This is a genomic window from Rhodococcus sp. 5A-K4, from assembly GCF_046097995.1.
Classification (GTDB): domain Bacteria; phylum Actinomycetota; class Actinomycetes; order Mycobacteriales; family Mycobacteriaceae; genus Rhodococcus_F; species Rhodococcus_F erythropolis.
This window is the reverse complement of the sequence record NZ_JBJURM010000007.1, coordinates 21,235-43,016: the sequence shown is the minus strand read 5'-3', so window position 1 is coordinate 43,016 and position 21,782 is coordinate 21,235. Positions and strand designations below refer to the sequence as shown.

The following is a 21,782-nucleotide window of genomic DNA, read 5'->3' as shown; positions in this document are numbered from 1 at the left end:
GTTCGGGCTGATCGGCCGGGTGGGCGTCCGAGCTAGGTCAGCTCGGACAGTGCGGAGATATCCTCCGGGTTCTTGAGGGCCACCGTCGGTGTGCCACGCATTTCGCGCTTGGCAATTCCGACGAGGGTTCCGGCCGGCGGGAGTTCCACGATCGCGCTGACTTCTGCTGTCCGCAACGACGCGGAGCAGAGGTCCCAACGAACGGGGCGGGTTACCTGCGCGGCAAGTTTGGTGAGGGCGTCGGCGCCCGAGGAGACGGGTGCGCCATCCGAGTTGGAAAGCAGCGTGCGCGTCGGATCGGACGGGGTGATCTTGGCGGCAGCAGCTGCGACGGCGTCCTGTGCAGGTGCCATGAAGCGGGTGTGGAAAGCGCCGGCGACGGGCAGTGCGCGGACTCGGGCCTTTTCGGGTGCGTTTGCTGCGAGTTCTTCGAGCGCGGTGAGCAGTCCGGCAGCCACGATCTGGCCGGCCGCATTGCGGTTGGCCGCTTCCAACCCGAGTTCTTCGAGTCGTGCGAGCACTTCGGCTTCGTCGCCACCGAGAACGGCTGACATGCCGGTGGGCTCGAGCGCACAAGCCTTGGCCATCTCGGCGCCGCGGAGGGCGGCAAGCGCGACCGCGTCGTCAGCGGAAATAACACCGGCGACCGCAGCAGCGGCAAGTTCACCCACTGAATGGCCGGCAGCGATGACGTCGGCGCCGAGGAGCCCACGTGATTCGATTTCCTCGTACGCCAGCAGAGCAGCGGCAACGACGAGGGGCTGGGTTACCGAGGTGTCGGTGATTTCTTCTGCAGTCGCGGTCGTGCCGAGTCGGACGAGGTCAAGGCCAGCCGCCTTCGACCACACTTCGAGGCGGTCTTGCGCTCCGGGCAGTGCCAGCCATGGGCTGAGCATGCCGGGTGTCTGAGAGCCCTGTCCCGGGGCGAGCAACGAAATCACTTATTAAGAGAACACCGCCGCGAGTGACCTGCGAGATGTCGGTCGCGATGAACTCTGGCGAAGTGTTTTGTAGGGTTCCCACAAAATCCCACGTCGCGCCCGGCCATCGAAATTGGACGCTCGGGGGTTACAGGTTTGTTTGTCCGGATGTTAAAGATGTGACTGAAGTAACCGAATTGTTCGATTTGAGATCGATTTGTGTCAATCGGCCCACGGTAGCGGCGATCCGTAGTACGTATGCGTCGCGTGGATTCGTAGGATCCCGGCCGGTAACTTCCGCGATTCGCTTCAAGCGGTACCGAACGGTATTTGGATGAACAAACAGAAGACGTGCACAAGTCTCAACCGCACCTCCACAGTCGAGATAACTGTCTAAAGTATCGGTCAAGACTGTGCCGGATTCCGCTAAAGGTGCGACCAGGAAATCGCGAAGAGCCTTTACGGCAGCGTCGTCTCCCAGTAGTGCCCGTTCCGGGAGCAGTTCAGTCGCGAAAACGGGACGAGGTGCGCCGCGCCACCCGGCGACGGCCTTGATTCCCGCGAGAGCTTCGGACGCACTGAAGTGTGCTGCGCTCAACGAGGGCGTTGTCGGGCCGATCACCACCGGCTCGTCGGCGAAACTCATGAGCAGGTCTTGAAGGAATTGGCTGCCTTCCGTCTTACTGCTCAGCTCGCCGCTGACGATCATCACCAGTCGCGGACCCTGCACCACGGCGAGAACAGCGCGCCCGTGCGCGGCGGCAGTGGCGTGGACGGTGCCGGCAACCGAGACCCGCTCGTCCGGCGGGGGAGACCCGACGATGACGGTGGCCGGAGCGGTGGCGTCCCAGTTCAAGGTGGCTGCGCGGGAGAGCATGTCCGATCCGGTGTCTCCCTGCACGACGGCGTCGACGACGAGCGCTTCCAGCCGCGTGTCCAGGGCGCCTCGCGACTCGGCGGCGCTTGCGTACACCGTCGCTGCTGCGAAACCGAGTTCACGCCCGTAGCGCAGGACGGCTTCTGTCAGCGCGATCAGCTGCTGATCGTTGCGGGCGAGAGCGGGCAGCCATTTCTCGAAGAACTCCATCGCCACCCGGACCATGTCGACGGTCTGGCGCAGCGTGAGCTGTCGAGCAAGATCCTGAGGGATGACCGGAAACGACTCGTATCCGAAGCTGATCTCCGAGTCGAGTTGCCGCAGCCATTCCAGGAAATTCACCACCGACGTCTGCACCAAGAGTTGAACGTCGGCACGTTGCGAAGCGTCGAGACTGTCGAAGAACGGAAGCTGCTCCTCCATCACGGTCACGGCCTCGGTGGAGAGCCGACCGGAGAACTGTTTGACGCGGCGGAGCAAGGCTTCTGGAAGTGGATCGCGAACCTGACGACGGCGGGCGAGTACAGCCTGCAACCCGGACGACTGTGGTCGAGTGCGGCGTACGCCCTCTTCGGGTTTCTCGGGATCAGGTTCGGGCATGAGAAAAACCTACGCCCATCGCCGCAGCGGATGTCGAGATGACACCCGCGGCGATGGGCGTAGGTCTGTTTTCGATCGCTGGGACTGTTGCCCTACGACTTAGGCGCTACCGGTGTCCCCGGTCTGCTCGGGAGCAGCATTCACGTCGTCGATGCGGTATCGGCTCGCTGCTTCGACGGCCTTCGACCGCTCGATCGATCCTTCCTTCGCCAAACCGATCAGCACGGCAACGACGATGGACTCGGCATCGACGTTGAAGTAGCGACGCGCTGCAGTGCGTGTGTCGGAGAACCCGAACCCGTCCGTGCCGAGCGTGGTGTAGTCGCCGGGAACCCACTGACGGATCTGATCCGAGACCGCCCGCATCCAGTCCGAAGCCGCGACGACAGGGCCTTGGGCCGAGGACAACGCCGTGGTGACGAAAGGAACCGGAGCATCCTCGGACGGATTGAGCAGCGCTTGACGTTCGCATTCGACGCCTTCGCGGCGCAGCTCACCCCAGGACGTGACCGACCAGACGTCGGCCGAGACGCCCCATTCGTCGGCGAGCAGCTTCTGCGCACGCAGACCCTCGGGCATCGCGACACCGGAGACGAGGATCTGTGCCTTCGGGCCGGCTGCTTCGGACGTCTTGTAGAGGTAGATGCCCTTGAGCAAGCCCTCGACGTCGAGACCTTCGGGCTCGGCCGGCTGAACGTACGGCTCGTTGTAGATGGTCAGGTAGTAGAAGATGTTCTCGCCACCGAAACCGTCGACGCCCTCGGTGCCGCCGTACATGCGGCGCAAGCCGTCCTTGACGATGTGCGCCAACTCGTACGAGAACGCGGCGTCGTACGTGACAGCGGCCGGGTTGGTCGATGCCAGGAGCAGCGAGTGTCCGTCGGCGTGCTGGAGACCTTCACCGGTCAGAGTGGTACGACCGGCGGTCGCGCCGAGAACGAATCCGCGAGCCATCTGGTCGGCGGCCGCCCACAGGCCGTCGCCGGTGCGCTGGAAACCGAACATCGAGTAGAAGATGTACAGCGGAATCATCGGTTCACCGTGGGTGGCGTAGGACGTGCCGACTGCGGTGAACGATGCCGTCGAACCGGCCTCGTTGATGCCCTCGTGCAGGATCTGGCCGATCGGGCTCTCCTTGTAGGCGAGCATGAGTTCGGCGTCGACGGAGGTGTAGAGCTGTCCGTTGCGGTTGTAGATCTTCAGCGACGGGAACCACGAGTCCATACCGAACGTACGGGCCTCGTCCGGAATGATCGGCACGATCCGCTTGCCGATCTCCTTGTCGCGCAACAGTTCCTTGAGGATGCGCACGATCGCCATGGTGGTGGCGACTTCCTGCTTGCCCGAGCCCTTGCGGATGACGTCGTACGTCTTGTCCTCGGGGAGCTTGAGCGGAGCAGCGTCGGTGTTGCGGGAAGGCAGGAACCCTCCGAGTGCTTTGCGACGGTCGAGCATGTACTTGATCTCGGGAGCGTCCGCGCCCGGGTGGTAGTACGGAGGCAGGTACGGATCCTTTTCGAGCTCGGCATCCGAGATCGGGATGTGCTGCATGTCGCGGAACGCCTTGAGATCGTCCAGCGTCAGCTTCTTCATCTGGTGTGTGGCGTTGCGGCCCTCGAAGTGCTTACCGAGGGTGTAGCCCTTGATGGTGTGCGCCAGGATGACCGTCGGCTGGCCCTTGTGTGCCATGGCCGCTGCGTAGGCGGCGTGGACCTTGCGGTAGTCGTGGCCACCGCGCTTGAGGTTCCAGATTTCCTGGTCTGTGAGGTCCTTGACCAGTTCCTTGGTGCGGGGGTCACGTCCGAAGAAGTGATCGCGCACGAACGCGCCGTCGTTGGCCTTGTACGTCTGGTAGTCACCGTCCGGCGTCACGTTCATCAGGTTGACCAGTGCGCCGTCGCGATCGGCGTGCAGCAGCGCATCCCACTCGCGACCCCAGACCACCTTGATGACGTTCCAGCCGGCACCGCGGAAGAACGATTCCAGTTCCTGGATGATCTTTCCGTTGCCGCGGACCGGGCCGTCGAGGCGTTGGAGGTTGCAGTTCACGACGAACGTGAGGTTGTCGAGGCCTTCGGTTGCCGCGACGTGAGCGAGGCCGCGTGATTCGGGCTCGTCCATCTCGCCGTCGCCGAGGAACGCCCACACGTGCTGATCGGTGGTGTCCTTGATGCCGCGGTCGTTGAGGTAGTGGTTGAACCGGGCCTGGTAGATGGCGTTCATCGGACCGAGGCCCATCGAGACCGTCGGGAACTCCCAGAAGTCGGGAAGCAGCCGCGGGTGCGGGTAGGACGGCAGTGCGCCGCCGAAGTCGGCGTGGGACTTCTCCTGGCGGAATCCGTCGAGCTGTTCCGCGGGGATGCGGCCCTCCAGGAAGGCGCGTGCGTAGATGCCGGGGGAGGCGTGACCCTGGATGAAGATGTGGTCGCCACCGCCCGGGTGGTCCTTGCCGCGGAAGAAGTGGTTGAAGCCGACCTCGTACAAGGCTGCCGAGGAAGCGTAGGTGGAGATGTGACCGCCGACGCCGACGCCCGGTCGCTGCGCGCGGTGGACCATGATCGCGGCGTTCCAACGGATCCAGGCGCGATAGCGGCGCTCGACCTCTTCGTCGCCGGGGAACCACGGCTCGTTTTCGGTCGGAATCGTGTTGACGTAGTCGGTCGAGGTGAGCGCGGGGAGTGCGACGTGCTTCTCACCGGCGCGTTCGAGCATGCGGAGCATGAGGTAGCGGGCACGCGTGGGTCCGGATCGATCCAGAAGTCCGTCGAATGATTCGAGCCATTCGGTGGTCTCGTCCGGATCGATGTCCGGCAGGTACGACGCAACACCTTCGCGAATGACGCGAACGCGACCGTCGGTTCCCCCCGGCGTGTTCGACGCGGGCGAACCCGACTCGCCGGCGGCGCCGGAATCGGCGTTCTGCCCGGACGCGGGACCCTGGATCAGGTCAGACAACGTGTGCTCCTCATTGGTTTGGGGACGCGTGGTGGGGCGTCCTTACATAGGTGATCGAGGCCTTGTTAGGTCCGACGCACTTCCATCGTGAATATGGCGCGTACCTCATCTTTCACCATCCCGGTCGGTCCGGCACACCTCGCCTCTGGTTACTCTCGGGTAGCGTTTTTCGGCGTGACGCAGGGGTGTGATGGTTCCCCGTAGTCACAGGCTTGGGGGATCGATCGGAACGTATGAAGGGGTGGGAAAAAATAAACAAAGAAATCAATTACGGCAGGGTCGGGGCGTGGGTCTCGGTCGGATCGATCGCAGTGGGACTGTCGGTGATCGTGGGATGTTCGGCGGCGGTGACCGGATCGGCAGTACCCAATGAAGCGCACGTGGCTGCATACCAATCCGAGGTGAGTGTTTCGATGGCCGCCGCGTCCTCGTCGAAAGCGGCGGCAGATGCGGCAGAGGCAGCTTTCGCGATCTGTGAGGAAGCGGTCTCTCGATCGAAAAACGACGTGGTCGCGTTCAATGCCTACGTCGACGCCGGAAATCATGGTGAGACCGACCTGAGAGCCGAAGCAAGCGCTGCTGCTTCGTCGGCCAGGGACACCGCCTCGTGGTTCGACTCGGTCGCGAGTGAACTTCCGGCGCAACTTTCCGGACTGTTCGACGAATTGGCCGCGAACCTACGTTCATCTGCAGTCGTGATCGAGAGTGATCATTCGGCGGATGAAATCAATTCGATCAGCGATACGAGCAATTCGATTCGCAAGTCGATCTTCGATGAATGTGGATCCCTGTGACCTGCGGTAATCCGCAGGCGTAAGGTTCGCCGTGTGTCAGAAGACGATCTTTGGTGAAAGTTTTCGGCGTGGTCGGCTTGCGCTAACGCCTCAGACCATGTTCGCTTTCCCTAATTGATCGTCAAACGGTAGGTGTGCGGGGTCGCCACACACCATCAACAAAAGGAGGACCCCACCGTGGTCGCCGCGGCGGATGCCCAGAACTACGCTCAGAAACTCGGGATTACCACTGACATGGTGGTGCAGGAACTGGGCTGGGATGAGGATACCGACGACGGCATTCGTGCCGCGGTTGAGGAAACCATCGGCGGGGAAATGCTCGACGAGGATTCCGACGAGGTCATCGACGTCGTGCTGCTGTGGTGGCGCGACGAGGACGGTGACCTGGTGGATGCCTTGATGGATGCCATCGGGCCCCTCGCCGACGAAGGCTTCGTGTGGGTTCTCACTCCCAAGACCGGTCTCGACGGACATGTCGAGCCCAGCGAGATCGCCGAATCGGCGCCGACTGCCGGCTTGACGCAGACATCGGCAGCCAACCTCGGTGACTGGTCGGGAAGTCGACTGGTTCAGCCGAAGGCTCGTCCGGCCAACAAGCGCTGACCCGGCCCTTTCCGCACTTTCCCAAGGAATTGCACATGCCTCTCGAAGTTGGTGCCCAGGCACCGGATTTCACCTTGAAGGACCAGAACAACCAGGAAGTCTCGCTCGCAGATTTCCGCGGTAAGAAGAATGTTCTGCTGGTCTTCTATCCGTTGGCCTTCACCGGGACTTGTCAGGGGGAACTCTGCAAGGTCCGTGACGAGCTTCCGAAGTTCGAGAACGACGACACTGCCATTCTCGCGATTTCTGTCGGTGCTTCGCCGACTCACAAGATCTGGTCGGCTGAGCAGGGATACACATTTCCCTTGCTGTCGGACTTCTGGCCGCACGGTGAAGTCGCTCAGAAGTACGAGGTGTTCAACGACAAGTTGGGCTTCGCGAATCGTGGCACCTTTGTCATCGACAAAGACGGAGTCATTCGTTTTGCCGAGATGAACGGCCCCGGAGAAGCCCGTGACCACGGACTTTGGGCAAACGCGCTTGCCGCGCTAGAGTCTTAGAGCACTCCCGGTGAGGGTCTCACCGGGAGTTCGGGCGTGTAGCTCAGTGGTAGAGCTCTGGTTTTACACACCAGCGGTCGGGGGTTCGAAACCCTCCGCGCCCACCGAAGAATTCAAACCCCGATCTGCATGTCGACGCAGATCGGGGTTTTTCATTTTCGGCAACGAATTGTCCGCAATACGCCATTCTGGACGCATGTCCAGTTCTGTGATCGAAGTAGCCGTCGACCCGACGCGCGTGCATCCCACCCGTCCGCACATACATATCGCCGAGATGCCCAGTCTCAGTGTTGCGTTGTTCCCGGGGCAGACGATCCGGGTTCGTTCCCAAAGCGACGCACTGGCGACCGGGATTGCCCGAGTCTGGGAAATCAACCGAATGCACCGCTTGATCTACCTGACGATCGACTGGGACGGATAGAGCTCAGCTCGGGCAGACATGTGACGGTTGGCCAGAGAACGAGCGTCGCTGCTACAACTACGCTCGTGCAGATTTCGGTTCGTTCGTCCCAATCTCGATTCAATGCGCGAGCTGCCGGGCTTCTCCTCGGCTTCGTTGCGGATCGGGCATTCGCCGATCCGGGGCGGTTCCATCCGGTTGCCGGCTTCGGAACCGCGGCTATCGCGCTGCAGAAGATGTCCTACCGGGACTCGCGCGCGGCCGGAACACTTCATGTTGCCGTGCTCTTGGCCGGCACCGCAGGACTTGGCCTCACAGCCGAAGCAGCGTCGCGCCGGGCCGGTTGGGTGGCCGTCACGGGTACGACGGCGATAGCTACCTGGGCCGTGCTCGGCGGAACGTCGCTTGCACGCACCGGCATCGACATGGCCGCTCGATTGGAGGCGTCACAGGTCGACGGCGACCTGACGACAGCGCGTGAGCTACTTCCTTCACTCTGCGGACGCGATCCCTCGGTGCTGGGCGAGGAGGGCCTCACGCGTGCAGCGCTCGAGTCGGTTGCCGAGAACACCTCGGATGCAACCGTCGGCGCAGTGTTCTGGGGTGCAATTGCGGGCGTGCCAGGTCTGTTCGTCTACCGCGCTGCCAACACACTCGACGCGATGATCGGCTACCGCTCCGAGAAGTACCTCAGATTCGGGTGGGCTGCGGCGAGGTTCGACGACCTGGTCAACATCGTCCCGGCTCGGCTGACCGGTGCGCTGACGGCTGCGTGTGCCCCGGTGGTGGGCGGCTCGGTTCAGGAATCACTGGCAGCGTGGAAACGCGACGCAGCGGCTCATCCAAGCCCCAATGCGGGCGTCGCGGAAGCGTCGGCGGCAGGGGCGTTGGGCATTTCGTTGGGTGGTCGGACCGAGTACGCGCACGGGGTGGAGATGCGTCCCGTCCTCGGCCGCGGGCCTGTGCCGACGCCGAATGATCTGCGCCGCGCGGCGAGGCTTTCGTCGGCGGTGCAGATCAGTGCAGCTGTGGTGTCAGCGGGTATTTCAGCGGGTATTGCCGTATCGATCGGCAAGTTTGGCTTCCTGCGCCGTGAGCGGCACTGATTCCGGCTCCGGCTTCTTGCGACGGCTGAAGGTTCGAGCCGGTTCGCCGGGGGGTGCGGCAGGCGCGGACACTGCCGCTTCCGGGGTCGTCTCGGCAGCGGCGTCGTCGGCTGCGAAACCGTCCACAGCTGCTTGAGCTGCCTTTTCCTTGCGACGTTCGCGCCACTCGGCGCGAATGAAGTAAGCCAGTCCGAGCGGCGCCATGATGCCGAACGCCAGCCATTGGAACCCGTACGAGAGGTAGGGGCCCGCGTCGAGTTGGGGGAGCGGGATCGTGCCGAGACCGCCGGGCTGGTCGGGTTCGAGTTGGATGTACGCGTCGATCAGGTCCGTTCCGATGAACTCGCCGATCGGCTGTGCGTCGATGGAGTAGACCTGCTTCGCACCGTCCTCGAACATCGGAACTCGGCCGGGAGCAGTGCCTTCCGACAGGCGCACACGGCCGTTGAGAGTGACCGGATCGGTCGGCGGCGCAGCGATGGGCGGTGCCTCGGCGCCGTTGATCGGCCGAACGTATCCGCGATTGACGAGGATTGTGCGACCGTCGTCGAGGCGGAAAGGCGTCAGGATCTCGTACGACGGCGCGCCCTCGATGGACTGCAGGCGGACGAGGATATCGGCGTCGGGTAGATAGGTACCTGCCGCGGTGATGTTTCGCCATTCGTCGTCCGGTGCGACCGTCGAATCGGCGACGACATCACCGATCGGCACGGTCTCCGCGTTGATCGAGTTCGAGATCAAATCATTGCGGTGCTCGGTCTTCGTGTTCTTGCCGAGCTGCCACGGAGCGAGCACGGTGAAGCACAGGTAGGCGAAGAGCCCGACCACAGCTGCCAGTACCAACCAACCGGGCCGCAACAGGAATTTCAGTCTTCGCACACGTCCACGGTATCCGTTGCCCGAACGGGAGTGAATTTTGCTCCGGGTTCAGGCTCGCTCGCGGATCCAGTCGAGTATGTCGGGAATGGCCGCTTCGATCTGGTCTCGAACCAGTTCGAAGTCCTCCTGATCCCCGTAGTACGGGTCCGGAACCGATTCTCCGTCCGCCTCGGGGTCGAACGATCGCAGTAGGCGCCGACGCTCGGTGGGCACGCCGAGATGAGCAAGCTCACGTTCGTGCCCGGTGTCGAGGGCGACGACAAGATCGGCGGCGAGATGATCTGCATTGACCTGCGCGGCGCTGTGGCCCGTCGGATATCCGGCCGATCGGAGCACGACGTTGGTCCGCTCGTCGGCCTCGCTACCGGTGTGAAACCCCTCGGTACCGGCGCTGCTGACACGCACCCGGTCGGCGAGGCCTTCACGGCCCAGATGCGCGAGCAAGATCTTTTCGGCCATCGGTGACCGGCAGATATTGCCGGTGCACACAAACGTCACGTGGAGTGGTTCAGTCACGTGGAGTGGTTCAGTCACGTGGAGTGGTTCAGAGGCGGCCATCGAGAAGTCCTCCCAGTTCGGATGCCGACGATACGGAGCGAAACGCTTGCCGCGCTTCCTCGGCGGAACCGTAGCCCCATTCGACGACGACGGTGGGGATGCCGTACTTCGCGGCGCCGAGCACGTCGTGATCACGATCGCCGATCATGAGCACGTCGGGGGTTCCGCCGTCGGCGGCGAGGACGGGAGTGATCCCGAGTGAGGTCAGCGAGTGCGCGATCACATCGGGTTTCGCCCGACGAGTTCCGTCGTCACTTGCGCCGCCGATGAACTCGAAGTGCTCGGCCAGGCCGAAATGCTCCAGGATTCGAATGGCGAATCGCTCCGACTTCGAGGTGGCGACGGCCAGTCGGGTGCCGCTCGCGCGAGCTTTACCCAGGACGACGTCCATACCCTCGTACACCGAGTTCTCCTGCCACCCGGTCGCGTCGTAACGCTCGATGTACGCGGCGATCGCCCGATCCACGTCCGCCGGGGCCATGCCGAGTGACCTGAAGGTATCGACCATCGGCGGGCCGATCACCGATGCCAACATCGCTTCCGTCGGCTCCGGATGGCCGACAGTTGCCAACGCATGTCGGAAGCCGCCGTGAATGCCGGGAGCGGAATCGGTGATGGTTCCGTCCAGATCGAACAGAACTACAGGAAAACGGTCGAGGGGTGGTGTCGTCACGGCACTCATTGTCCCGGACGGCAGGGGTGATGTCCGCGCACGGTGCTCGACCGTAGGCTGACCGGGTGAGTACCGGAACGGTTGACCTGGAGAGCTTGCGACATCACGGAGATGTCGAAGCGGAGCCCGGGTTACTCGATTTTGCCGTCAACGTTCAAGGCTCCGGCCCACCGAAGTGGTTGCGGGATCGGCTGGCCGCAGGGCTGTCGACGCTCGGTTCGTACCCGTCGGCTGCAGCGGAACTGAAAGCCCGCGAAACCGTCGCGCAGCGGCACGGGCGCCGGCCCGAAGAGGTGTTGTTGCTCTCGGGCGGTGCCGAGGGATTCGCGATGCTGCCGCGCCTGGGCTCTCGGTCGGCAGCGCTGATCCATCCGTCCTTCACCGAGCCGGAACTGGCGCTGCGAGAGGCCGGTGTACCGGTGACGCAGGTGATTCTGGAGCCGCCTTTCGAGCTTCGGGCCGCGCAGGTACCAGAATCCGCGGACCTTGTCGTTCTGGGCAATCCGACCAATCCGACGTCCGTGCTTCACCCCAAGGCCGATGTGTTGGCATTGCGTCGGCCGGGCCGGATCCTGGTGGTGGACGAGGCATTCGGCGACGCGATCCCCGGCGAAGCGGAGAGCATCGCAGGTGTCGAGTCGGCGGATGTACTCGTGCTTCGGAGCCTGACCAAGACGTGGGCACTCGCCGGATTGCGGTGTGGGTACGCGATCGGCTCTCCGGATCTTCTCGCTCGACTGGCTCAGGGCCGAGCCCACTGGCCATTGGGCAGTCTGCAGATCGAGGCCATCACGGCGTGCTGCGAACCGTTCGCGGTCGAGCAGTCGAGGATCAAAGCCGAATCGATTGCCGCAGACCGCCGAGACATGTCCCGGCGACTGACCGAGATCGGGATTGCCGTGCACGAACCCGCTGCGGGGCCGTTCGTGCTCGTCGACGTCCGCGACGGCGCCTCGATGCGAGAGCACCTGCGTGCCCGCGGTATCGCCGTCCGCCGGTGCGACACCTTTCCCGGACTCGGGCCCGATCAGTTGCGCGTTGCCGTCCGTCCAGCCGAGCAGGTCTCGGTACTGATCGAAGCGATGAAGGAGATCTTGTGAGCGGCCCAATTCTTGCGGACGTCATAGCCGTGCTGGAATCTGCTTATCCGCCCGCCCTGGCGGAATCGTGGGATTCGGTCGGTCTGGTCTGCGGCGATCCTGCGGACGCGGTGACGAGAGTGGTTTTCGCGGTGGATCCGACCGAGGCAGTGGTCGACGACGCCATCGCCTCCGGTGCCGACCTTCTGGTCGTTCACCACCCACTTCTGCTGCGTGGGGTGGACACCGTCGGTGCTCACACACCCAAAGGTGCGTTGGTCCACAAGCTCATCAAGGCGGGGTGCGCACTGTTCTCGGCGCACACCAATGCGGACTCCGCCGACCCCGGAGTGTCCGACGCGTTGGCGCAGGCCCTGGGCCTGACCGTGCTGCGCCCGATCGAACCCAAGCCGACGCAGCCGCTCGACAAGTGGGTCGTCATGGTTCCGGTGGAGAATGCATCGGCCGTGCAGGATGCACTTTTCGAGGCCGGGGCTGGGCGGATCGGCGACTACAGCCAGTGCAGTTGGACGGTCACCGGTACGGGTCAGTTCTTGCCAGCCGACGGTGCGAATCCGACGATCGGGACTGTCGGCGCTGTGGAGCAGGTTCGCGAGGATCGTGTGGAAGTGATTGCCCCACGCGGAAAGCGAAGTGCGGTGCTGGGCGCATTGCGTGCCGCCCACCCGTACGAGGAACCAGCCTTCGATGTCTTCGAACTCGCAGCGTTCCCCAGTTCGCTCGGTCTGGGGCGGGTGGGTGAGCTCGAGCACCCCGAAACATTGCGAGAGTTCACGGCGCGAGTGGCGCGCTCACTGCCCTCGACCGAGTGGGGTGTTCGCGCTGCCGGAGATCCGGACGCGACCGTTCGTACCGTGGCGGTGTGCGGCGGTTCCGGCGACTCGTATCTGGACGTGGTGGCGGCGCTGGGCGCCGACGTCTACGTCACTGCGGACCTGCGGCATCATCCCGCGGACGAGCATCTTCGTGCCGGTGGCCCGGCACTGGTCGATGTCGCCCATTGGGCTAGTGAATACCCGTGGTGTGCGCAGGCGAAATCGGTGCTCGACGCCGCGTTTGCCGACAATCCGGGGTGGGAAAGCCGGGTTTCGACAATTCGCACCGATCCGTGGTGTTTGAGTGCGCATTAGTGCAGCGCTCTGCAAGGTACGGTTGCACGAACAATTCAAGAGCAGTTCTTCGAGAGCCGTCCTTCGCGAGCACTGCCGACATCGGACTTACAGCAGGAGTTATACAGCGTGAACGTCGAACCACAGGTGCAATCCAAGCTTCTCGACCTCGCCGGGGTGGATGCTGAGCTCACTCGGATCACCCACCGACGCGGAGCGCTTCCCGAGCAGCAGGAAGTCGAACGTCTCGAGGCCGAGCGAATCAGCCGTAAAGATGCGTCCGTAGCCGTCGAAATTCAGATCGACGACATCGATCGCGACATTCGCAAGCTCGAAGGCGAGGTCGACGCGGTTCGTCAGCGCGAGGATCGTGACCGCACTCTGTTGCAGAGTGGGTCGGTCGGGGCGAAGCAGCTCACCGAACTCGAACACGAACTCGGCAGCCTGGTCAGGCGTCAGGGGCTCCTCGAGGACGAGTTGCTCGAAGTGATGGAGCAGCGTGAGGCGTTGCAGGCCGATCACGATCATGCCGGTGCCCAGCTGTCTCAGGCCGAAGAAGAGCTGATCGACGCCAAGCGTCGCCGCGACGACGCCGTCGCCGATCTGGACAAGGCGCAAGAGCGTTGCGCCGCCGATCGTGAACGACTTGTCGGTGAATTCCCCGCCGATTTCCTTGCTGTCTACGAGAAGCAGCGCACCCTGGGCGGACCGGGCGCGGCGCTTCTGCAGGCACGCCGATGTGGCGCTTGCCGGATCGAGATCGACCGCGGCGAGATCTCCCGAATCGCCGCGACACCGGCCGACGTCGTCGTTCGTTGCCCAGAGTGCAATGCAATCATGGTGCGTACCAAGGAGTCCGGTCTGTGACTCCCACGCAGGTCATCGTCGAGGCCGACGGTGGATCACGCGGCAACCCCGGCCCGGCCGGCTACGGCGCCGTGGTCTTCGACTCCACCCGCTCGGTGTTGGCCGAACGCAAGGAAAGCATCGGAATTGCGACCAACAACGTCGCCGAGTACCGCGGGCTGATCGCAGGGTTGACCGCTGCCGGTGAACTCGGAGCGTCGACGGTCGACGTCCGTATGGACTCCAAGCTGGTCGTCGAGCAGATGTCCGGGCGCTGGAAGGTCAAGCACCCGGACATGATTCCGCTGCAGCGACGCGCAGCCGAGTTGGCGACGCAGTTCTCGCGAGTGACCTACACGTGGATTCCGCGCGGCGAGAATTCTCATGCCGATCGTCTTGCCAACGAGGCGATGGACGCTGCTGCCGGCATCGAAACCGCGACCCCCGCACCAGCTGCACCCGCCGCGCCGTCAGAAGAGACGTCGGAACCGCAGATCGCCGGCTCTCCGGGATGGATCGCCACCACCGGCAAGCCGACACGAATGTTGTTGCTACGTCACGGACAGACGGCGATGTCGGTCGATCGCCGCTACTCCGGACGCGGCAATCCCGAGCTCACGGAATTGGGCCGCGCGCAGGCCGCCGGCGCGGCTGCACGCTTCGGGAACCGCGGCGGTATCGACGCCATCGTCTGCTCACCCCTCGGCAGAACCCGTGAGACGGCAGAGGCATCGGCCCGCGTGCTCGGTCTTCCCGTCGTCGAGCACAAAGGTTTGATCGAAACCGATTTCGGCGACTGGGACGGACTCACCTTCCGCGAGGCAGCCGAGCGCGATCCGGACCTGCATCGCGAATGGCTCTCGGACACTTCGGTGCGCCCACCCGGCGGCGAGAGTTTCGACGAGGTACGAGAACGAGTCGTCGCCGCGCGCGACGACCTGATCTCGACCTACGGCGGCGCGACGCTGTTGGTCGTTTCTCACGTCACCCCGATCAAGACGTTGGTGCAACTGGCCCTCGATGCCGGGCCGTCGTTGCTGTACCGGTTGCATCTGGATCTGGCGTCGCTGAGTATCACCGAGTTCTATCCAGACGGGGGAGCCTCGGTCCGGTTGGTCAACGACACGTCACATCTTCGCTGAAAATGCCCCGACTGCTGATCATCCGTTGATCAGATCACCAACCACAGGGCGCTCACGGCGGCGAGCAGCGTCAGTGGCGTCGTGATGACCCCGAGCAGAGTGAACGTCGCCAGCGTGGGCGGTGCGCCCGCGCTGGTGGCAACTCGTCGCCAGAGCATTGTCGCGAGAGAGCCCACGTAGGTGAGGTTGGGCCCGAGGTTGACGCCGATCAACATCGCGAGCACCAGGCCTGGAGGTGCTCCCGTCCCGAGCGCCGCGATCATCAGCAAGGTTGCCGGCAGGTTATTGACGAGGTTGGACGCGAGCGCAGCGACCACGGCGACGAATAGCAGTGATCCGTAGCTGGTGTCGCCTGGCAGGATCTGCGCAATCCATTCTCCCACCGGCCCGTTCGCGACTCCGGCGACGATGATCCCGAGAACCAGGACGAACGCGCAGAACCAGAGGTCGGCAGCGTAGAGCATCTTGGCGGCGGTCGTACGGTGCCGAGCCAGAGCGATCGCTCCCAGAACACTCGCACCCACCACAGCGATCCAGGCGGGTTCGATCCCGAAGAAACCCGAAACCGCGAAACCGACCAGCGTCAGTCCGATCACCGCCAGCGGCAGACTCGGCGCAGGCGAGGAAGTTTTACTTGCCGGTGGCTCTGTGTTTTCCGAGCGGACGAGTTCGGAACGGAAGAACAGTCGGAAGATCAGATATTCGACAGCGATCGTCACGACCCACGGCAACGCCATCAACGCGGTGAAGTGCAAGAACGTCAAACCTGTTGCAGCAAAAGCGATGAGGTTGGTCAGGTTCGACACAGGCAGGAGCGTCGACGCCGAGTTCGACAGGTGCGCACTGGCATACGAATGGGGCCGCGGACTTGCTCCGATGGATCGTGCGGCGGCGATCACTGCGGGTGTCAGAAGTACGACGGTGGCGTCGAGGCTCAGGACCGCCGTGGTCAGGGCAGCCGCGCCGAATACGTAAATCAGCAACCGGTGCGGATCGGCGAGGGATTTTTGCTGCAGGATCTGGCTGACCCAGCGAAAGACGCCGAGAGCGTCCGCGGCATGAGCGAGAACCAGCACGGCAACCAGGAAGACGACGGTGGGTGCCATGCTCGTCAGTTCTTCGCGGGCTTCGTCGAGAGTGACGACACCGGTCAGGAGAACGACGACAGCTGCCGGCCCGGCGATGACGATCTCGGGAAGCCCACGTGGACGCACTATCGCGAAGACGAGGACGACGGCGACGAGCAGGATCGGTAGAAGAGTCACGCGCTGGTGCTCCGTGTCGGGGCAAGCGTCATTTGAGCAGTTTGTAGAGCGTGTTCAGGTTTCGGGTTGTGGTGAACGCCTTGAACTTCGGTTTTCCGGTGTTCCTGCCGAACGCGCTCTTGACGGTCTGCCCCTTCTCGACCTCCCAGTACAGGACTCCGTCGCCGGCCACCACGCGTTCGACCGAGGCATCGAGTTGCGCTGCCGCAGCACTCAATTCCTCGAGGATTTCCGGCTCGGAGGCAACCATCGCGTAAGCATGCCAACCCTCGCGTTCTCGGTCGAACGGGTAGTTGTCCACGATCGCTTGCAGTGTCGGAATGTCGAGGACGAATACCCAAGCCTCGTAGCCGAACTCGCGGGCGAGGGCGGATTCGATCTGTTTCTTCAGCGACGAGATGTCGGTGCTCGGACTGTCGAACAGAACGTTGCCCGAGGCCAGGACGGTTTTCACGCCTTGGAATCCGAGGTCGCCGAAGACTCTCGCGAGGTCCGCCATCTTGATGTTGATGCCGCCCACGTTGATACCGCGTAGCAGGGCCACGTACCGAGTCATAAGGTGACCATAGTGCCGGCCACCGACAGGCGCCCGGTAGCATACGGGGGCGGACGAGTTGGCCGGGCGGCCGCGGCTTCTGGAACCAGCGTGTACCACGCACAGGCCTGGGGCCGAGGAAAGTCCGGACTCCACAGAGCAGGGCGGTTGTTAACGGCAACCCGAGGCAACTCGCGGGACAGTGCCACAGAAAACAGACCGCCTGCCTTTCGAGGCAGGTAAGGGTGAAACGGTGCGGTAAGAGCGCACCAGCACCTCGGGTGACCGGGGTGGCTAGGTAAACCCCGCCCGGAGCAAGGTTGAAGGTCGCATCGCTCGCGGTGCGGCTGCGCAGGTGTTCGAGGGCTGCTCGCCCGAGCCTGCGGGTGAACCGCTCGAGGCACCCGGCGACGGTGTGCCCAGATGGATGGTCGCCACTCGGCACTTCGGTGCCGCAGGACAGGATCCGGCTTACACGCCGACTCGTCCGCCCGTGATCTGCACAGTGAGAAAAAGAAGACCCCCACCGGATCGGTGGGGGTCTTCTTTTGTTCGAAAAGCTGTCAGACAGGCTTGATGACCAGCAGCGTAGCCCAGTACGTTGCCGCGTCATGGCCCATGAGCGGGAGGAGGTAATCGTAAAGAATTGCGGACATGCGCACTCCATTTTCTGTTCGTAGCTTGTGTTGGGCATTCAAGCAGAACTCACCGTTCGAATGTCCGGTTCTCACCTGCCAGGCCAAGTAGAAAGAATATCAGTCTCACAGCGATCTACAAGCTTCTATCTCACTCTGATGTCACACTGTGGATATGACTGATGAAGATCGACTCTGGTACTTCGACGTGTCCGACGGTTCCGTCACGCAGGGAAAGGGCGCGTCCTCGTTGACGAGGATGGGGCCGTACCCTGATCGGGACTCTGCCGAGCATGCATTGAAGATCGCTGCCGAACGCAACAAAGCCGCCGATCGGGCAGACGAAGACTGGAACAACTGAGACTTGGAACAACTGAGACTTGGAACAACTGGGACTCGAACAACTGGGACCGGTACAGCAGCTACACCGGCCCGAACCGATCATGGAGGATGCGTGCCCGCAAGTCGAATGATGGTGCAGGGAATCGACTTCGGAGTGGTTCGGGCGGAGTTCGACTTGCCGGGAGCATTCTCGGCCGCGGCGCAGGCCGAGGCCGAGAATGCCGTGGATCGTTTCGGTGCCGGGCGTGTCGACGAAACGGGTATCGCCTTCGTGACCATCGACCCTCCCGGATCGATGGACCTCGACCAGGCAGTGCACATCGAGAAGACCTCGACCGGGTACGTCGTGCACTACGCGATCGCCGACGTCGCGGCGGTGGTGACGCCGGGCGGTGCGCTCGACGTCGAAACCCGCAAGCGTGGCCAAACCTTCTATCTCCCGGACGGTTCCGTTCCGCTGCATCCTCGGGCGTTGTCGGAGGGATCGGCGAGTCTGCTGCCGGACGTGGTTCGCCCCGCCGCACTGTGGCGTATCGAGTTGGACGCCCAGGCCGAGCCCACGTCATGGCAGGTGAGACGCGCTCTGGTGAAATCGGTGGCGCGTCTGGATTATTCGACCGTGCAACGTGACGCCGACGCGGGCACCTTGCATACGTCGATCGCCGCACTACCGGAATTCGGACGATTGCGCAGTGCCTCGGCGGTTGCCAGGGGCGCCATCGAGCTGAAACTGCCCGAGCAGTCAGTGGTTCGGGATCAGCCAGAGGACGAGTCCTCGGCTCGCTGGCGGATCGAGCTCGAGCCACGCACCGAAGCGGACGACTGGAACGCAGAAGTGTCGCTGCTGACCGGGATGTGTGCCGGCCGCATGATGATCGACGCAGGTATCGGGCTGCTTCGCACGCTGCCGCCGGCCGAGGAGTCCGCGGTTCGCACCCTGCGGAGAACTGCAGTGGCGCTGGGTATCACGTGGCCGGAGGGTCGAAGCGTCGGGCAGATTCTTGCCGGACTCGATTCCAACGAGCCGTCGACGATGGCGCTGATGTCGGTTGCGCCGTCGTTGCTGCGCGGCGCAGACTACGCGGCCTTCGACGGCCAGCTACCGGAGTTGACGGTGCATGCGGGGATCGGAGCGCCCTACGCTCATGTGACGGCTCCACTGCGCCGGCTGTCCGATCGCTTCAGCACCGAGGTGTGTCTGGCGATCACAGCTGGTACGCCAGTACCGGAATGGGTGCGCACCGCCCTTCCCGAGTTGCCCGACATCATGAGTGGGTCCGACTCACTGGCGAACAAGGTCGACCGCGCGTGCATCGATCTGACCGAGTCCACGCTGCTCGACGGTCGGGTCGGCGAGGTCTTCGACGCGGTGGTGATGCGCGCCAAGGACGGAAAGCGCTCGGCGGAAGTGTTTGTCCCGTCGGTCGCAGTGATTGCGAAATGCGTCGGAACGCCCGACGACGGTGAGCGCGCAAAGGTGCGACTCACCGCCGTCGACACGGTCAAACGGACGGTGGAATTCACGTTCCCGGCGTAGGGCGCTACCGGTACGAATCGGTGGCTTCCACCAAGTGATGTGCGATGCCGGGCTCCATCGCGGAGTGTCCCGCGTCGTCGACGATCACGAGCTTGGATTCGGGCCACGCCTTGTGCAGCGCCCAGGCGCTGGTGGCGGGGCAGACGACGTCGTAGCGGCCCTGGACGATCGTCCCCGGAATGCCGTGCAGTGCGGAGCTTTTGCGTAGGAGCTGGCCCTCGTCGAAGAATCCGCCGTTGACGAAGTAGTGGTTCTCGATACGAGCGAAGGCCAAGGCGAACCTGGTCTCGGAGTTCTGTTCGATCTTGTCCGCCTGGGGGTACAGGTAGCTCGTCGATCCTTCCCAAGCCGACCAGGCGATCGCTGCCCGGGCCGCGACGTCGGGGTCTTCGGAATGGAGCAGTTGGTGATAGACCGCGACGAGGTCTTCGCCGCGCTGCGCCTCGGGTACCGGTTCGAGGAATTTGTCCCAGCGCTCCGGGAAGATGTTTCCCGCGCCGCCGTTGTAGTACCAGTCGATCTCGCTACGACGCAGGAGAAAGATCCCGCGCAGAACCAGTTCCGTGACGCGCGTGGGAAACGTTTCGGCGTAGGCGATGGAAAGCGTGGAACCCCAGGACCCCCCGAATACCATCCACTTGTCGATCGAGAGATGTTCGCGCAGGGCTTCGATGTCGGCCAGCAGCTTGTCCGTGGTGTTCACCGACAGGTCGGCGCCGTCGGCAACGTGCGGGGTGGATCGCCCGCAGCCGCGCTGGTCGAGTAGAACGATGCGGTATGCGGCCGGATCGAAGAACTGGCGTACCGCCGGTTGTGCACCGCCACCGGGGCCACCGTGCAGGAACACCACCGGCTTGCCGTCCGGATTTCCGCTGACTTCCCAGTACATGCTCTGGCCGTCACCGACGTCGAGGAAGCCGGTGACAAAGGGTTCGATCGGGGGATAGAGACTCCGCAGAGTCGACGGCTGTGCTGACGTTTCGCTCATCAGAAGCCCACCAGTCCGGAGGCGAGATCGGGGATCTCGAGTGCGGAAATCGCGCCGCCCCGGACGTCCGGGCACGCGGCCGAGGTTGCCGCGTCGATGCTTTCGCGGTTCTGGGCGAGATCGAGCAGGTTGATGCCGTTCTGCGTCGCCCACGTGATGACGATCGTGTTCAGTCCGCCCTTGCCGAGCGTCGGGGTGACGGTCCGCCAGTTCTGCAGCTGCCCTTCCATATCCGAGCACAACTGCTGGACCTGAGCGTCGGTGAACGTCGAACCGGACGCGGAGGTTGTTGCCGGCGCCGTCTTGGTGGAACTCGCGGGCGTAGTGCTGCTGGGCGCGGGAGAGTTGGTGGACCCTCCCGCGCATCCGCTCAGCACCGTGACGAGAGCTGCCGCGCCGACTACAGCTGCGGCAGTAGAACTTCGACGGTTACCGATCATTGAACGCACCCCTGGCTGGTTGAGAGACAGGCGGCGTTCGCCGGTCTCGGATCAGAAACTGTGTTCTGCGGCCGGGAAAGCGCCAGTGCGAACTTCTGATGCATAGGCGGCGGCTGCGGAACGCAGTTCGTCACCGACGTTACCGAAACGCTTGACGAACTTGGCTGTCTTACCGCTCGTGTAACCCGCCATGTCCTGCCAGACGAGTACCTGAGCGTCGCATTCGGAACCGGCCCCGATGCCGACGGTGGGGATGGTGAGTTTGCGGCTGACCTGGCCCGCAATCTCGGCCGGAACCATTTCCATGACGACGGAGAACGCCCCGGCTTCCTGGACTGCAATGGCGTCCGCCACAAGCTGCTCGGCCGCGTCGCCGCGACCCTGGACGCGGAATCCGCCGAGCGAGTTCACGCTCTGCGGGGTGAATCCGACGTGAGCCATGACGGGGATGCCGGCCGAGGTGATAGCCGCGATCTGCTTGCTCATCCGTTCGCCGCCCTCGAGTTTGACGGCGTGCGCGAGGCCTTCCTTCATGAACCGTGTCGCAGTCGCAAGGGCCTGCTCGGCGGAACCCTCGTAGGTGCCGAAGGGGAGGTCGGCGACGACGAGTGCGTGCGGGGCGCCGCGAACCACGCCACGCACGAGCGGGAGCAGTTCGTCGACGGTGATCGGCACGGTGGTGTCGTAGCCGTAGACGACGTTGGCGGCAGAGTCGCCGACGAGCAGCACCGGGATGCCTGCGTCTTCGAAGATGCGTGCCGTGGAGTAGTCGTAAGCGGTGAGCATCGACCAGCGTTCGCCGTTCTGCTTCATCTCGGCGAGGTGGTGAATGCGCGTCTTACGCTTCGGTGCATCAGTAGTGCTTGCAGTGGGTACAGAACCATAGAGAGGTGTTTCGGACATCGTTGTCCCTTTCTGGCCTCGAGGCCCTGAGCGTTGATCGCCTTCGGGTCCCCGGGTGTGGGTGATGACGTGTTC

At 63.6% G+C, this 21,782-nt stretch carries 22 protein-coding genes, 1 tRNA gene and 1 other RNA gene; 13 read left to right on the top strand and 11 right to left on the bottom strand.

What is annotated here, in order from left to right; all coding sequences use genetic code 11:
• Positions 1–32: 32 nt before the first annotated feature.
• The 3 genes from ACKAMS_RS11490 to aceE form a co-directional block, all read right to left on the bottom strand.
• Positions 33–941, bottom strand: coding sequence for an ACP S-malonyltransferase (locus ACKAMS_RS11490; protein ID WP_020908154.1), 909 nt, complete (start codon positions 939–941; stop codon positions 33–35).
• Between the two features lie 127 nt (positions 942–1,068).
• Entirely contained in the window at positions 1,069–2,397 is a 1,329-nt protein-coding gene (locus ACKAMS_RS11485; RefSeq protein WP_019748966.1) for a CdaR family transcriptional regulator, read from the bottom strand.
• A gap of 99 nt (positions 2,398–2,496) precedes the next feature.
• Positions 2,497–5,352: a pyruvate dehydrogenase (acetyl-transferring), homodimeric type gene (gene aceE, locus ACKAMS_RS11480; protein WP_007735476.1), complete on the bottom strand. Its 2,856-nt coding sequence runs from the start codon at positions 5,350–5,352 to the stop codon at positions 2,497–2,499.
• A 233-nt stretch (positions 5,353–5,585) separates the two neighbouring features.
• On the opposite strand from aceE, the gene ACKAMS_RS11475 reads away from it, so the two are divergent.
• The 6 genes from ACKAMS_RS11475 to ACKAMS_RS11450 all read left to right on the top strand — a co-directional run bounded on the left by ACKAMS_RS11475 (position 5,586) and on the right by ACKAMS_RS11450 (position 8,755).
• On the top strand, positions 5,586–6,146 hold the full coding sequence (locus ACKAMS_RS11475; protein WP_020908152.1) for a hypothetical protein: 561 nt from the start codon (positions 5,586–5,588) through the stop codon (positions 6,144–6,146).
• 177 nt (positions 6,147–6,323) lie between these two features.
• Positions 6,324–6,749: a DUF3052 domain-containing protein gene (locus ACKAMS_RS11470; RefSeq protein ID WP_003941575.1), complete on the top strand. Its 426-nt coding sequence runs from the start codon at positions 6,324–6,326 to the stop codon at positions 6,747–6,749.
• A gap of 35 nt (positions 6,750–6,784) precedes the next feature.
• Positions 6,785–7,249 carry a peroxiredoxin gene (locus tag ACKAMS_RS11465; protein WP_019748962.1) on the top strand — a complete coding sequence of 155 codons (465 nt, stop codon included), beginning with the start codon at positions 6,785–6,787 and terminating at the stop codon, positions 7,247–7,249.
• 32 nt (positions 7,250–7,281) lie between these two features.
• Positions 7,282–7,353 (top strand) — tRNA-Val (locus tag ACKAMS_RS11460).
• A 92-nt stretch (positions 7,354–7,445) separates the two neighbouring features.
• Positions 7,446–7,670, top strand: a complete 225-nt coding sequence (locus ACKAMS_RS11455) for a hypothetical protein (RefSeq protein ID WP_003941648.1) — start codon at positions 7,446–7,448, stop codon at positions 7,668–7,670.
• Between the two features lie 65 nt (positions 7,671–7,735).
• On the top strand, positions 7,736–8,755 hold the full coding sequence (locus tag ACKAMS_RS11450) for a cobalamin biosynthesis protein (RefSeq protein WP_020908150.1): 1,020 nt from the start codon (positions 7,736–7,738) through the stop codon (positions 8,753–8,755).
• On the opposite strand, the gene ACKAMS_RS11445 is transcribed toward ACKAMS_RS11450, so the two are convergent.
• Genes ACKAMS_RS11445 through ACKAMS_RS11435 form a run of 3 tightly spaced genes read right to left on the bottom strand, consistent with a single transcriptional unit; the run spans position 8,696 to position 10,874 of the window.
• Positions 8,696–9,634, bottom strand: coding sequence for an SURF1 family protein (locus ACKAMS_RS11445; protein ID WP_020908149.1), 939 nt, complete (start codon positions 9,632–9,634; stop codon positions 8,696–8,698). The two genes, ACKAMS_RS11450 and ACKAMS_RS11445, sit on opposite strands and share 60 nt — an antisense overlap.
• Positions 9,635–9,682: 48 nt before the next feature.
• Complete coding sequence (locus ACKAMS_RS11440) at positions 9,683–10,192, bottom strand: low molecular weight protein-tyrosine-phosphatase (protein WP_019748959.1); 510 nt, start codon at positions 10,190–10,192, stop codon at positions 9,683–9,685.
• Positions 10,179–10,874 (bottom strand): HAD hydrolase-like protein, encoded by a 696-nt coding sequence (locus tag ACKAMS_RS11435; RefSeq protein WP_019748958.1) that lies wholly within the window; start codon positions 10,872–10,874, stop codon positions 10,179–10,181. Before ACKAMS_RS11435 ends, ACKAMS_RS11440 begins: the two co-directional genes overlap by 14 nt.
• Positions 10,875–10,930: 56 nt before the next feature.
• Here ACKAMS_RS11435 and cobC point away from each other — a divergent pair, with 56 nt between their 5' ends.
• The 4 genes from cobC to ACKAMS_RS11415 all read left to right on the top strand — a co-directional run bounded on the left by cobC (position 10,931) and on the right by ACKAMS_RS11415 (position 15,062).
• Positions 10,931–11,965, top strand: coding sequence for an Rv2231c family pyridoxal phosphate-dependent protein CobC (gene cobC, locus ACKAMS_RS11430; protein WP_046378731.1), 1,035 nt, complete (start codon positions 10,931–10,933; stop codon positions 11,963–11,965).
• A complete protein-coding gene (locus ACKAMS_RS11425) occupies positions 11,962–13,095 on the top strand; it encodes a Nif3-like dinuclear metal center hexameric protein (protein ID WP_019748956.1) in 1,134 nt (377 codons plus the stop codon). Before cobC ends, ACKAMS_RS11425 begins: the two co-directional genes overlap by 4 nt.
• 108 nt (positions 13,096–13,203) lie before the next feature.
• Positions 13,204–13,941 carry a zinc ribbon domain-containing protein gene (locus ACKAMS_RS11420; RefSeq protein WP_019748955.1) on the top strand — a complete coding sequence of 246 codons (738 nt, stop codon included), beginning with the start codon at positions 13,204–13,206 and terminating at the stop codon, positions 13,939–13,941.
• Positions 13,938–15,062 (top strand): bifunctional RNase H/acid phosphatase, encoded by a 1,125-nt coding sequence (locus tag ACKAMS_RS11415; protein ID WP_019748954.1) that lies wholly within the window; start codon positions 13,938–13,940, stop codon positions 15,060–15,062. Before ACKAMS_RS11420 ends, ACKAMS_RS11415 begins: the two co-directional genes overlap by 4 nt.
• A 29-nt stretch (positions 15,063–15,091) precedes the next feature.
• Here the strand turns inward: ACKAMS_RS11415 and ACKAMS_RS11410 are convergent, their stop codons facing one another.
• Both ACKAMS_RS11410 and ACKAMS_RS11405 read right to left on the bottom strand, forming a co-directional pair.
• Positions 15,092–16,327 (bottom strand): SLC13 family permease, encoded by a 1,236-nt coding sequence (locus ACKAMS_RS11410; RefSeq protein ID WP_019748953.1) that lies wholly within the window; start codon positions 16,325–16,327, stop codon positions 15,092–15,094.
• 28 nt (positions 16,328–16,355) lie between these two features.
• Positions 16,356–16,883 (bottom strand): DUF1697 domain-containing protein, encoded by a 528-nt coding sequence (locus tag ACKAMS_RS11405; RefSeq protein ID WP_019748952.1) that lies wholly within the window; start codon positions 16,881–16,883, stop codon positions 16,356–16,358.
• Positions 16,884–16,937: 54 nt separating this feature from the next.
• Between ACKAMS_RS11405 and rnpB the strand changes: the two genes are divergently transcribed.
• From rnpB to ACKAMS_RS11390, 3 genes are all read left to right on the top strand, one after another.
• Positions 16,938–17,352: RNase P RNA component class A (rnpB, locus tag ACKAMS_RS11400), an RNA gene on the top strand.
• Positions 17,353–17,672: 320 nt separating this feature from the next.
• The gene (locus ACKAMS_RS11395) at positions 17,673–17,858 is read left to right on the top strand and encodes a hypothetical protein (RefSeq protein WP_007735457.1); all 186 of its coding nucleotides are present in this window, start codon (positions 17,673–17,675) and stop codon (positions 17,856–17,858) included.
• A gap of 108 nt (positions 17,859–17,966) precedes the next feature.
• Positions 17,967–19,376, top strand: a complete 1,410-nt coding sequence (locus tag ACKAMS_RS11390; RefSeq protein WP_408989098.1) for an RNB domain-containing ribonuclease — start codon at positions 17,967–17,969, stop codon at positions 19,374–19,376.
• 4 nt (positions 19,377–19,380) lie between these two features.
• Here ACKAMS_RS11390 and pip read toward each other — a convergent pair whose 3' ends face one another.
• The 3 genes from pip to panB are packed head-to-tail and all read right to left on the bottom strand — an operon-like array spanning position 19,381 to position 21,707.
• Positions 19,381–20,364, bottom strand: a complete 984-nt coding sequence (gene pip / locus ACKAMS_RS11385; RefSeq protein WP_029255612.1) for a prolyl aminopeptidase — start codon at positions 20,362–20,364, stop codon at positions 19,381–19,383.
• Complete coding sequence (locus ACKAMS_RS11380) at positions 20,364–20,804, bottom strand: hypothetical protein (RefSeq protein WP_020969914.1); 441 nt, start codon at positions 20,802–20,804, stop codon at positions 20,364–20,366. The genes pip and ACKAMS_RS11380 overlap by 1 nt, the downstream gene beginning before the upstream one ends.
• Before the next feature lie 51 nt (positions 20,805–20,855).
• Positions 20,856–21,707, bottom strand: a complete 852-nt coding sequence (panB, locus tag ACKAMS_RS11375; RefSeq protein WP_133727521.1) for a 3-methyl-2-oxobutanoate hydroxymethyltransferase — start codon at positions 21,705–21,707, stop codon at positions 20,856–20,858.
• Positions 21,708–21,782 lie beyond the last annotated feature (75 nt).